Origin of the sequence: Anabaena sp. 4-3, from assembly GCF_001597745.1 — a bacterium.
Taxonomy (GTDB): Bacteria; Cyanobacteriota; Cyanobacteriia; order Cyanobacteriales; family Nostocaceae; genus Trichormus.
Map to the genome: position 1 here is coordinate 216,379 of NZ_LUHJ01000061.1, position 13,783 is coordinate 230,161.

General features: G+C 42.1%; 6 protein-coding genes. All 6 read right to left on the minus strand.

Translation table 11 applies throughout. The features are described 5' to 3' along the window. Position 1 precedes the first annotated feature (1 nt). Positions 2 to 3,853, minus strand: a complete 3,852-nt coding sequence (locus A3775_RS16070; protein WP_066425826.1) for a PAS domain S-box protein — start codon at positions 3,851 to 3,853, stop codon at positions 2 to 4. Positions 3,854 to 4,103: 250 nt separating this feature from the next. Beyond that, positions 4,104 to 6,152, minus strand: coding sequence for a prolyl oligopeptidase family protein (locus A3775_RS16075; RefSeq protein ID WP_066375247.1), 2,049 nt, complete (start codon positions 6,150 to 6,152; stop codon positions 4,104 to 4,106). A gap of 152 nt (positions 6,153 to 6,304) precedes the next feature. After that, complete coding sequence (locus tag A3775_RS16080) at positions 6,305 to 8,728, minus strand: GH116 family glycosyl hydrolase (RefSeq protein ID WP_066375241.1); 2,424 nt, start codon at positions 8,726 to 8,728, stop codon at positions 6,305 to 6,307. Positions 8,729 to 8,937: 209 nt separating this feature from the next. After that, positions 8,938 to 10,542, minus strand: a complete 1,605-nt coding sequence (locus tag A3775_RS16085; protein WP_066425828.1) for a bifunctional ADP-dependent NAD(P)H-hydrate dehydratase/NAD(P)H-hydrate epimerase — start codon at positions 10,540 to 10,542, stop codon at positions 8,938 to 8,940. A 118-nt stretch (positions 10,543 to 10,660) separates the two neighbouring features. After that, complete coding sequence (locus A3775_RS16090; RefSeq protein WP_066425830.1) at positions 10,661 to 13,156, minus strand: BsuBI/PstI family type II restriction endonuclease; 2,496 nt, start codon at positions 13,154 to 13,156, stop codon at positions 10,661 to 10,663. Between the two features lie 57 nt (positions 13,157 to 13,213). Beyond that, on the minus strand, positions 13,214 to 13,762 hold the full coding sequence (locus tag A3775_RS16095) for an NUDIX hydrolase (RefSeq protein WP_066425932.1): 549 nt from the start codon (positions 13,760 to 13,762) through the stop codon (positions 13,214 to 13,216). Positions 13,763 to 13,783: the final 21 nt, after the last annotated feature.

The following is a 13,783-nucleotide window of genomic DNA, read 5'->3' on the forward strand; positions in this document are numbered from 1 at the left end:
TTTACACCTTGCTGGTTGTAAAAGTAATTTTAAATTCTGTGCCTTGCTGGCTGTTAATCTCAAGATTACCGCGCAATTGTTTAACTAAACCTTGGATAAGAGTCATACCCAGAGTTTTGCTTTTTTTGCTATCAAATTCCGCAGGTAATCCCACGCCGTTATCGCGGACAATGAGAATCAAAGTGTGATTATCTTCTAGCCATAACCTGACTTGAATCTCGCCTAAACGATGAATAGGAAAGGCGTATTTTAAAGCATTAGAGACTAATTCGTTAATAATCAAGCCGCAAGGAATAGCGGTTTCAATGTCTAAGCTGATATCTTCAACTTGAATATTCAATTGAATATCGTTAGAACTGACGTTATAAGAATCAAATAAATGAGTTGTTAAATCTGGGATATATTGAGCAAAATCAATGTTAGCCAAGTCATCAGAACGGTAAAGTTTCTCATGTACTAAAGCAATAGAAGCAATGCGGTTTTGACTATCGCGCAGAATGGCGGTAGCTTGAGATTCTTGAGTGCGTCTGCTTTGCATTTGTAAGAGACTGCTGACAATTCCCAGGTTGTTTTTAACTCGATGGTGAATTTCTTTGAGTAATACCTCTTTCTCTCTTAAAGATGCTTTGATTTTCTCCTCCGCTTGCTTGTGTTCAGTAATATCCTGTTGGACGGTAACAAAAACTTTACCATATTCAGGATGTGCAAATACTGACGTAGTGGCACTACACCAAAACGGAGTACCATCTTTTTTGACATTGTGGACTTCGTAAGTAGTTTCACCGTATTGTATAACAGCAGATGCGATCGCTTCATGAACTTCTCTAGCTGTCATCCGCCCATCTTCGTAGTTGATGATAGACGCGTGTTGATCAATTAATTCCCCTGCCTCATAGCCAAACATTTGGTCAAATTTAGGGTTAGTATAGACAATCACACAATCATCGGCTCTAACTAAGCAAATGCCCTCAGCCATGTTCCGGGTAATCACAGCTTGTAGTTCTAACATCTGTTCAGAACGTTTGCGATCGCTAATGTTGATACTATTACCGACTATCCGGTAAACGCGTGAGTGTTGATCCCGTAGGGGAGTCAAGCTAGTAATCCACCAAGTTAGTTCACCCTGAAATGGTAAACACTCCTCATAGGTGATGCTTTCGCCAGCATCTATACAATCTTGATAATGTTGGCGTACCAGTTGGGCTGTTGCTGGGGGTAGAATCTGTTCTGGGGTTTTCCCTTGCAAATCACTAGAACATAAACCCGTCAGCGTTTCGTGAGTCCAATTCAAACCCGCGTAGCGAAAATCATTATCCTGAACATTAACTACAAAAATCGCCTGTTCGACGTTATCGTAGATACTGCGTAAAAAAGCTTCTTTTTCTTGCAGTGCTTGTTCTGCTTGTTTGCGTTCGCTGATATCCGTAACTCTGACAAGATACATTTCTTTCCCAGCCGCAGAGATGCGTTTGGTTGCTAAATTTCCCCAGAAACAATTCCCCTGCTTGCTGATATATTCAATTTCTTGACTCCAAAATTCATGCTGATCGGTTGCAGTCATACAAGCTGCTAATTCTTCTGGAGACAAGGGTTGTTTCTGCAAAGTATGACCTGCTGTGCCAATCAGTTGAGCTTTGCTAGCAGCTTCAAATAATTTTACTGCTTGTTGATTACAGTCCGTAATCAATAATGTTTCTGGGTCTACTAAAAACAGCGCATCAGCAGATTCGTTAAAGATGGCTTCTCGCAAGTCACGGCTGTGGATAATTTCTAACTCGGCTTGTTTGCGTTCTGTAATATCTATAATAGCTCCAAATAGCTTTGGTGCTGGGTTTTTCGGCTCATAAATAACTTCTCCCCTAGATTCCACATAACGTACTGCACCATCAGGGCGGATAATGCGGTATTCTAAGTAAAATGGGGTATTGTGTGCGATTGTCTGGATAAACTGATTCTGGACTGTAGCGCAGTCTTCTGGGTGAACCAGTTGTAAAAATTCCGCGTGGCTCGGTTCTGGTTGCTGGGGGTTGAGTCCAAAAATATGAAAGGTTTCCGTTGACCAATGACGTTGTTGAGTATGGAAGTCCCATTCCCAACTACCGACATGGGCAATTTTTTGAGTAGTGGCTAACCTGGCTTGACTGTAGCGGAGTTTTTCTTGAGCGCGTTGGCGATCGCTAATATCTCTGACAATATGGGAAGCTCCGATTTGTTTACCATTGGCATCTTGAATGATGCTGTAGTTGATTTCATAGAAATGGCGTTCATTGGGATTGCCGAACTCTCTAATCACAGTGAATTGTTCTCCAGCCAACGCCCGCGCCCAAGTCTCGACGTTTTTAGCTTGTTCTTGGGGTAGATGCGCCAGTGCTTCTACTATGCTCATACCGAGTTGGATGTGACGACCAAAAATTTTGAGAAATTCGGCGGCGTAAGCTTTGTTAAAGGCAATAAATTTAAAATCTAAATCTAAGGCGGCGATTAAATCTGTGGAACCATTAATTAAGTTATTGAGCAGAGTTGCCATCTGCTGGCGATCGCGTAGTGCTGTTTTCTGTGCTGTAATATCTTTCGCCAGTACAAATTTAGCTGGTTTACCTGCCCAAGTGAGACTATGGGAGTTAATTTCTACATTAATGATAGTACCGTCGCGTTTCCAGTGTTTTGCTTCACAGACAAACATCGACGGTGAACAACTTTGAAATGTTGATAAAGTCGTATGTAAGTAGGAAATTTCTTCAGGAGGGCGAATATCTGCCAGTGTCATTGACAGAAATTCTGACTCAGAGTAACCATATTTGTGAATTGCAGCCTGATTAACTGCTAGAAACCTCAAAGTTTCTAAGTCAAAAATCCACATAGGATTGGGGTTAGCTTCAAACAGCAATCGATATTGAGTTTCTGATTGCAACAGTTCCATTTCTACACGTTTGCGTTCAGTAATATCTCCCAAAGAACCAACCAAACGGATGGGATTTCCTTGTTCATCCCAAACTGCTTTAGCACGGGAGCGAAACCAGCCATAGCTACTGTCTTTACGCCGGAGGCGATACTCAATACTATAACTGTGGGTTTGTCGTTGCAAATAAGCCGCTTGAGCAGTTATTACTCGTTCATAATCATCAGGATGAATGCGTTTGCTCCATTCATCATCCCAGTTGCTCAGTTCGTGCCGTCGATATCCCAACATCTCAAACCAACGGTCTGAACGGAAGGTAATATTAGTTGTGATATCCCAATCCCAAATGGCTTCATCTGTGCCGGCAATAGCTAATTGCCAACGTTCTTCACTGTGGCGGAGGGCTGCTTCTGTTTGTTTGTGTTTGGTGATATCAATACTAATTCCGGTGACAATCCAACAGTTGTCTTCAGAATGATAGCGGGATGTATAGGTTGTAGAAATCCAACGCAGAGAACCATCTTTGTGATAAAACCGAACTTCCACATTGGTAGTGCGTTCAGCCAGGAAATCTGCGAACAGGGGAATAATCACTGTTTTTTTATCTTCGGGATGCACTCGTGACATCCATAAGTATTTATCTGCCAAGATTTCCTGTGATGTATAGCCAAAGATGGTTTCACAGGCGGGTGATTGGTATTCATATTCCCAATCGTAATTGGGAAATACCCGAAAACTAAACAGCCAAGTTGCGATCGCACTATTGATAATGTCTTGTAATCGAGTTTCTGAGGCGCGATAGTCTGCTGCTGTTGCTGACAACAAATCAATTAATTGCTGTCGCTGCCTAATTTCTTGTTTTAATTCTGCGGTTTGAGTGGCGATGATTTGCCGCAGATTGGTAATCTCTTGATATAGTTCTTCCGGGTTTAAGTTTTGTCTCGCATTATCCATCTGTGTATTAATTTAACTAGCTGCTGTCAATCATAATGCCCTGTTAAAATGAATTTTTGTTTGTAGTCAAAAAAAGCCCCTGAAAAAATACCTCCTTGCACAAATCCCCTAATTTTAATGATGGAGATTTCCCTGTTCCCTATTCCCTGTTCCCTGTTCCCTACCCCAACAGAATTGTAGAGTGGGCAATGCACACAACGCCAAAATCAGGATTGCAGCGAACTGTCAGTATTGCCCACCACAATATGCCCTAAACAGCAAAATCGAGAGTTTTGACTAAAAATGCCCACTTGTCTGCGGCTTCTTCAATCATTTTAGCTGTAGGTTTACCAGCACCATGTCCGGCTTTAGTTTCAATTCTAATTAAGACTGGTGCATCACCAGCATGAGCAGCTTGCAAAGTGGCGGCAAATTTGAAACTATGGGCAGGAACAACGCGATCGTCATGATCTGCGGTAGTAATTAAAGTAGCTGGGTAAGCTGTACCTGGCTTGAGGTTATGCAGAGGTGAATAAGCGTAAAGTGTGGGGAAATCTTCCGGGTTATCTGGAGAACCATATTCAGAAGTCCAAGCCCAACCGATGGTAAACTTGTGAAATCGCAACATATCCATGACACCGACGGCTGGTAAAGCTGCGCCGAATAACTCAGGACGTTGAGTCATACAAGCACCGACTAATAAACCGCCATTACTACCACCTGCGATCGCTAGTTTTGCAGATTTTGTATAATTATGCTCAATCAACCATTCAGCCGCCGCAATAAAATCATCAAACACATTCTGTTTTTTCTCCTTCATTCCGGCTTGATGCCATTCCTCACCATACTCACCACCACCCCGGATATTAGGCATAGCATAAACACCGCCCATCTCCAACCATACCAAAAGACTCACAGAAAAACTAGGAGTCAGCGAAGCCTTAAAACCACCATAAGCATAGAGATAAGTTGGATTATTCCCATCTAACTTTATCCCTTTTTTGTGAGTAATAAACATCGGTACTTTTGTACCATCTTTACTGTGATAAAAGACTTGTTTTGTCTCGTAATCATCAGAATTAAAATCTACCTGTGGCTGTCTAAAAAGTTGACTTTCTCCCGTCACCATATTGTAACGGTAAATAGTTCCGGGTGTAGTGAAGCTAGTAAAACTATAAAAAGTTTCCGTATCATAACGCTTACCACCAAACCCACCCACAGAACCCAACCCAGGTAATTCTACATCCCGAATTAATGCGCCATGCAAATCAAAAATTTTGATTACTGAGTGAGCATCTTTTAAATAATCAGCCACAAACTGATTATTTAAAATATTCACCCCATCTAAAGTAGCTTCAGATTCAGGAATAATTTCCCGCCATGCTGATTTCTCAGGGTGATTAATATCAATTGCAATCACTCTACCCCGTGGCGCATCTAAATCAGTCGAAAAGTAGAAAACGCCGTTATCATGCTCAATAAAACCATAACTCGCTTCAAATTGATTAACTAATTCGACAACTTCAGCATTGGGATTAGTTAAATCTTTGTAAAAAACTAAATTGCGTGGGTCAGTGCCTAACCAAACTGATATAATTAAATAATTGCCATCTTCTGTGACATTACCACCAAACCCCCATTCTTTTTGATCAGGACGATGATAAATCAGGATATCTTCAGATTGGGGTGTACCTAAACGGTGATAGTAAAGCTTTTGATAATAATTAACATCTTCCAATTTAGTTTGTGCATTGGGTTCATCATAACGACTGTAGAAAAAACCTTGACTATCACTTGTCCAAGATGCACCAGAGAATTTAATCCATTGTAAATGATCAGATAAATCCTCACCAGACTCTACATCTCTGACTTTCCACTCTTGCCAATCAGAACCAGAAGTAGATAAACCATAAGCTAATAACTTACCATTATCACTGACAGCCAAACCAGAAAGAGCAACAGTCCCATCTTCAGATAACTTATTAGGATCAAGTAAAACTCTAGGTTCACCATCCAGAGACTTCAAAGTATAAATAACACTTTGATTCTGCAACCCATCATTTTTGAAATAAAAATAATTGTCCCCCTCCTGAAAAGGAATACTATACTTTTCATAATCCCAGAGCTTAGTGAGACGCTGCTGAATTTTCTCCCTAACAGAAATCCCACCCAAATAATCAAAAGTAACTTGATTCTGTGCCTCAATCCAAACTTGACTTTCATCCGAATCAGGATTTTCCAACCACCGATAAGGATCAGCAACTAAAGTACCGTGATAATTATCAACCTGCTCACATTTACGACTGCTTGGATAAATCATCATAACTCCCAACTCAAACTACTAAAAACCCCAACCAAAAAACCCTCAAAAAAAACTCCGCGTTCCTTTGCGTTTACCTCCGCGCGACGGCAGTCGCTACAAGTCGGCAAAGCCGCCCAACGCGCTGCCTCCCCTCCGCGTTTAAAAACCTCTTAACCCCTCCCCTCCATAACTAAATAAACACCCCAAATCGCCATAGCTCGTAAATACGTACTAGCCCGAAAAGTCCCAGATGCAGTAATAGCTTCAGGTGTCCGAAACTGCAAACCATTATCATAAATTTGCTCAACAACAGCCTGAGTTAACCGCAAAGCTTCATCCTGCATACCCATCTGCACCAAAAAAGCTGCTAAACCAAAATTAATCCCCGTCCAAACCTCTAGAGGATGGGTAGCTTTCGGGTTTTCTGGTGAACCATCGGGACGCACACCATTAGCCGCACCAAATTTACCATTGTAGAATTTGAGGAAGCAAGCATCATAAACAGTTCTTAAAGCAGAAAGGGCGCGATCGCTAGGAACAATATCCGGTAAATTTAATAAAGCAGCGTAAAATTGTCCACACAATTGATCTGCCATCACCACATCAGAACCGCTTTGACTATCTAAGCGATAATATTGACCATTCCAGAGTTTTTCTTGATAGATAGGTAGAGACTTGTTTAACCAAGTTTCATAGATAGATTTTTGGAAAAGTAATTTTTCTCGGCTGTCTGCATCTGACTGATTTTTGCTTAAAATCTCACTAATAGCAATAGCCGCTTCTAAAGCTGCTAACCATAAACCACCACAATACGCGCTAACCCCTTGCAGTCGCCAGTCATCAAAAGTTTGATCAGGTGCGCCGGAATTTTCAGGAATGCCATCATTATCTAAATCAAAGGTTTTGACATAATCTAGAGTTTGGACAATAGCATTCCAGCAGTCTTGAAGAAACTCGATATCATTAGCACCAGTAAACAGGAAATCACGGTAAACTTGTAAGACAAAATCACAGCCTAAATCCTTCCACAAATTACAGTCTTGATAACTGGTGTAGTTGGTTTTTTCCCAGACGTGTTCATTAGGTGCGCCTAAATCGTGGGGTGTTGCACCGACAGCTTTACGTACAGCCATCGGACTTTCTGCACCGATAGTATAGTAATAACCAATCACGCGAGTTGTATCATCACCTTGGGGAATAGCCCGCGCAAAAGCACGGATAACTGATTTTTCTAGTTCTGGGAACAGTAGCAGTAGTCCGAAAGAACCGTATAACCGGACATCTAAACTTTCATACCAACGGTAATCTAGACATTCTAATACAGCAAACTGACCAATAGGGTCGCGTTCTGTAGCTGCACTCCAGAGTGTACCACCACTGGTGAGGTCGTAAAGCTCATTAAAGAGAGCCATTTTAAACCAGTTGGGTAAGTCTTCCCGTTCTAGAATAGGTTGTTGCCAAGCTTGAATTTGTTGTTGCCAAGAGTGATATTGTTCTAAAGCCAGAGAAGCGATCGCCCAAGCATTGTTGCCATTAGTACCAAAAAAGTCTGTATATCTGCGATAATAGTTAACTCCGGCAGCAAATTCAGTCACGGGGAAATCCCAAGCTAGAACAAAGGGAATTTGCAGACTTGCGCCGGGTGCGAGAGTCAAACGAACTGCGATCGCTGCCCCTATTTGTTCATTTTCTCCGGCTGGGGTGGTATCTATATAATCAGGTAGTGAACCATCCGCCGCAAAGCTTTGCCATATCTCATCCCCCTTACCAACACTATTCCAACGGCTATGATGAAAAACTTCCACTTGGGGATGTTTCTGAGTAGCAATACACCAACTACCCTCACCTTCCTGTAAAGGTTCTGTAATTCCCACCCGTCCCAAAAAGCAACCGATAGATTGGGGACTTTCCACCAGATAATTATAATTGCCTTTACTCTCACCTAAACACGGCTGATACTCATAAACTGGACTACCATCATCGCGCATTTTCACCTCTGGAGATTTAAGCGCGTTAGTAAACCAGCCCGTCATATTCTGCCAAGTCAGCATAATACTGAGAGTGATAGGTGCATTTGTCGGGTTGTGCGCCTTCCAGACAAACACCGCCACAGGGTAGCTAGTTTCTTGATAATTATCAGCATAGATAGGGGAAAACTGCTCACAGGTTAACTGTGTCTGCAAGACATTTTCATACACAAACCAACTACGAGGATACAGTGCATGATATGTACCTGTCTCCTGTCTAACGGTAGAGGCTGGATACCATTGCCAAGCTTGCAGACTACCATCTGTGGGTGCTGTTGTTGCTAAAGCGTAAGCTTGGGAGGATGCGCCATTTGACTCAAACACACTGAATTGACAAGCGGGGAAGTTTTGAAACAGATGTTCACCCCCGTCAATGTGCCATAGATTAAAATCTCCCCGCGAAGAACGCCCGATGCAACCAGCACCGAAGCCACCCAAGGGCATACCATGCCAAGGCCCATCATCTATATTACTAGCGTAGCGAACAGTATAAGGTTTGTCCCAGCCTAAACCGATAGGACGATTCCAAGTACAAACGGGAATTTGCGGAGAGGGTTGAGTTGCCATTACCTAGTGTTACAGTGCAGTTATGCTATGGAAGCTTAACGCGATGTGCCAATTTTCTCAAGTGGAGATGTTGCAATGCAAAATCTGTACAATATACCTTTGTGCCTACTCTCCGAGAAGCCGCTTCTCTTCGAGAGGCTTCGCCAACGCGTCTTTGCGCCTACCCTGCGGGTTCCGCTTTAGCGGTATGCGCGAACTTCTAAATAATATTATTCAGCAACGCGCATAACTGGGATAAGGTAGTTTGTCAATGTCAACGCATCCACACCTAATTCTGTGCGTTCTTGGGCTGCTAATATCCCGGCTTGGGCGTGCCACCATGCCGCCGTCGCTACAATATCTTCTATAGGTAATTCTTTTGTGGCTGCTTGTGCTAATAATCCACCGATTAACCCTGTTAACACATCGCCACTACCACCACGGGCTAAGGCTGGGGTACTTTCGGGATTAATCCAGATTATACCTTGGGGATTGGCAATGGCGGTTCTTGCACCTTTCAACAATACTACTGCCTGACTCTGGGTTGCTGCTTCTCGCACAGCATTAATTCTGTCGCGTTTAGCATCAGGAAGGTGAGGAAACAAGCGTTGAAATTCTCCAGTATGGGGTGTGAGTACAGTTGCCGCTTGACGCTGTTGTAATGTGGGGATGGTGTCTAGTTGTGCGAGAATATTTAAACCATCAGCATCGAGAACTAAGGGACGTTGACTAGCAATAACTGCTTGCACAATGGGAGTAGCATCTGTAGTTAAACCAGGCCCACAAGCGATCGCACTAAAGGAATTTAAATCTGTCTTCTCTGGTAATTGTAACTGAGCGAACGCCCCTGTTTCCGTTTCTGGGCAACCAATAATTAAAGCCTCCGGCAAATGCGACACCAAAAGCGGCTTGAGAGATTCCGGTACAGCCACAGACAGCATCCCCACACCACTCGCCCTAGCACCCAACGCCGTTAAAATTGCCCCTCCTGCATAACGTCGCGAACCACAAATTAACAATAAATGTCCTTCTTTATATTTGTGCGTCACTGGGGGACGGGGTAAGGGTAAAGTAGAAAGTGCGCTTGCTGGTGTAATGCGTTTAATTTTGTGGGTGTCTCCCAACACAGCTTGCACATCAGCCAAGGGGATATCAAAATCAATTAACTCAGCCTTACCTACATACTCCAAAGCCTGATCCTGCAATAAACCCAACTTCCACAAACCCAAGCAAAACGTGTGAGTAGCGCGGATAGCTGTCCCCAAAACCTCACCTGTATCGGTATGCAAACCCGAAGGCACATCAATACTAATAATTGGTTTATCCCAGTCGTTAAAATGATTAATTGCTGAGGCGATGTTATCAGTAATTGCTCTTTCTAACCCAAATCCAAATAATCCATCAACTAAAACATCACAATCAGGTAATTGTGCAATCTCTTGATAACAGGGGATACCTAAACTTTGAGCATACTGCAAATGCTGTGAAGTTAAATCTTTGAGCTGAGAAATAGGTGCGTAAATCCAAACATCGTAACCGTGAAAGTATAACTCACGGGCAACAACCAACGCATCACCCCCATTATGTCCTGGCCCGACGAGAATACCAACACGGGGAGATGGGGAAGCAGGGGAGAGTTTTTCCCAATAATTCTTTAATTTTGAGTTAATTTGTCCTTCATTGGGGTAAATCTCTCGAATGCGCCCAGCAATTAACCCCGCGACTTTCTCCATCAAAGCGGGTACGGGCATTCCGGCGGCAAATATCCGCCCTTCAATGTCTCGCATTTGGGCAGCAGTGACTACGACTTGGGAGATGTGTTCGTTTCTATTCATCTTAAGTTGCGTTGAAAAAGAATATTGAGAAATAGGTAAGGTAAAAATTACGAATATTCCTCATCCCTACTTCCCATTCCCCACTCCCAGCCTAAGTTAAAAATTGCAACTTGGTGTACTATCGAGATTTTCCAGAACGATGCTCTCGGTTTTCATAGGGGCCAAGGAATCTTTCCCCGTTAAAATGAATCATGTGATCTGGTTGATCTGCTACCCAAACTTCTGTTTCCCAAGAAATTTCCGCCAAATACCGAGTCATTTCCTTACGACTGGGGAAAGCAGTCACAAAAACTAATCCTTTATGGCAAGACTGAAATAGCTGCTTCAACTCATTATGACGTTTCAAATTGATTGCGCCATGACTGGTGACAGCTTCAATCAATACTAGCCAGTCTTGCTGTTCATAGTAAACTGCAATGTCTGGCATTTTACCGTGAGGATCTAATTCAATCCCCATTTCTCGGAATTTCTGAGTTTCATTAATGATGAACTTATCCCCAGCATCGCCTACATAGAAAACTAAACCCCCAGGCGTAAATCTGGGACAGAAATTTTCTAAAATCTCTTTGATTAATAAATTTTGTCCACCTGATGATAATTGAATAGCTTGACCATCAGGCAAAGTTACGGGAATTATCGGTATGTTGCGATTTCTATCCTGTAATAAGTTTGTGATTGAAACAGCATAATTGCGACAAGCCTCTTCCCACTGCCCAGAACCATAGGATTTAAGCAGTGACAATGCTTGTTGATGAAGTTGATAACACCATTTCGGGCTGTTTATTGGTCGATCAGGTTGATCTGGATTCTCAACAACTATCCCCATCTGCACAAACTGGTGCATCGTCTGCCGTCGAACTGTTTCGCGTGTATTCGGTGCGTATTGTTTACCGTAGTAATCACGAAACCAATCCATCATTTCTGTAATTCTGCGTCTGGGTGCTGTCGCTTGATACCAAGGTGTTTCAGGACGAATATCTGCCAATGCCAGTAAGCAAAGTGCTGAACGCTCGTTTTGTTGTTGCCTCGGAGCAGAAATTGCTTTGAGTATAGCAAGTGCTTCCTCAATTCTTTTACTAGCTTGAATCGCGTTCGTTGCTTCGCTCATAATCGACAAGGTTTTATGTACAATCTGATCAAGTTGCTCCTGATCAAAGTGAAAATCACCAATTTGGCTTCCTAGTCGCATTAAATCATCTTTGCCTGGGTATTTAATTCTCCGCAAATCCGTTGCATTAACTTGTGTGTGTCCGCTAAACTGCCGGAAGTAATGATCAAATAAAGTTGAATTGAGAAATCCTGCTAAACCTCTTGCTAAGTCAGGGTTAATTCCCTGACCTTTAGCATGATAATAGTTGAGGTGATTTTCTATACCTAATGCTGGCGCATCTAAAGGAGAACACACAGCAGCAACCACACGCCGCTTTTCTTCTTTAGCCGAAAACCGTTTTGTCAACACGTACCAACCCGGTTGAATTAACCATTTTTCTGTGTCTTGGTTTTGTTCAATGGCGATCGCCTTACGCGGATTATTAGGTGGGAATACAACTTTCCCTGTCTTGATAGCTTCTGGATAAAGCAATGGAACGCTTTGCTTATCCCAGCAAGTTCTCAAAGCTGATTTGAGACGAAAATCGACAACTGGCCCTGTTGAAACTTCTAAACCAATTTCATCCAAAGTAAATGAGAATTTATTCATTTGCACTCTCAAAGCATCTTCAAGAGAGTTAGTCACGATATGAATAAAATTCTCAGCATCATTAGCTGCAACAACTTCTTTATAAGGAACGTACCTTAATTCTGATAATTCATCTAAATTGTTTTCAGAATTATTAGTAATTTGCACATAATCAGGCTTAATATTTGTTTTTATAGTATGAAAAATAATATTTTCTTGTAATACTTTATCTTCAGAAAAAGCTGCGGAACGACTTTCAAAAATATGAATTTTATTAAGTGCCGTATTTGCCAACAAAGCTTGACGAAAAGGACGAAAATAAGCACCATTACAGAAACTTCTCGGCGTAATTGCAACTATCTCTCCATTTTTTGCAAGCTGTAAAACAGTCAGCCAAACAAATGCACTATAGAAATTTACAGTGTCAATTCCCTGTTTTGAAAGTATTTTCTTTTCGACTGATTGGCTACTAATTTTTTTATAAGGTGGATTCAGAATCGCGTGAGTAAAATTAATGGATGACTTAGTAAAAAGCGGCAAATTAATTTCAGTAACAGCCTTAATGAAGCTTTCTTCATGTAAGCAGTAATTTGCTTTAATTCCTCTGTTTTCTAAAGCTACACAACATTCTGTAAGACATTGCCTCAAAGAAGATAAAAAAGCTGATTCAACTTCATAAGCTGTGAGCAAGCAGCTTTCAACGTTGTTGGGATTTGCTAATATTTGCTCTACAAATGCAGCAGTTAATGCACCAACTCCCGCACCCGGATCTAGAAGACTGATATTACCAGATAGATGACTGAATTGTTTCGCCATAAAACGAGCAACTGGGGCAGGAGTGAAAAACTGTCCCAGTTCACTACGCTGCTTCAGATCCAGTCTTGAGGAGAATTGAATCCTATTAATGTCAGTGGAGTCTGTAAGAAACGTTGTCATGGTGTGAATCTCCCGAACTAATTCGGGAGAGTGTCAAACAACTACTCCCCCTCATCCCTAAACTAAAAACGGCCGTGCTAACAAAAAGCTAGAAATTGTCTTCGCATCTACTGGTTCACCTTCCAGAATCGCTTTTTCTAACTGTTCAGGAGTGAAAAATACAATCTCAATATCTTCATCTGAATCTTGCGCTGGTGGGGTTGCCAACTTTTCTAAATCCCTTGCCAGAAAAGCGTAGATAATTTCATCAGAATAGCCAGGTGCTAGAAAAAATTCGCCTAGTTTATCCCACTTTTGCGCGCTATAACCAGTCTCTTCTTGAATTTCGCGCTGTACTGTCTCTAGAGGATCTTCATTAATTTCTACAGTTCCGGCAGGAAACTCTAATATTCTGCCTTGAATTGCAAACCGATATTGGCGTACAAGTATAAGTTTACCTTCCGCAGTCACAGGCACAGCTAAAGCACCACCAGGGTGACGAATACATTCCCATTCCCCTTCGGCTTTGTTGGGTAAACGCAAACGATTCACTTCAAAGTCAAACTTGCGTCCTTTATAAAATAAGCGTTGCTTTAATAGCTGTGGTAATTCTCTACCTATTGGCATAGTGAAATAGTGTTGTTGTTG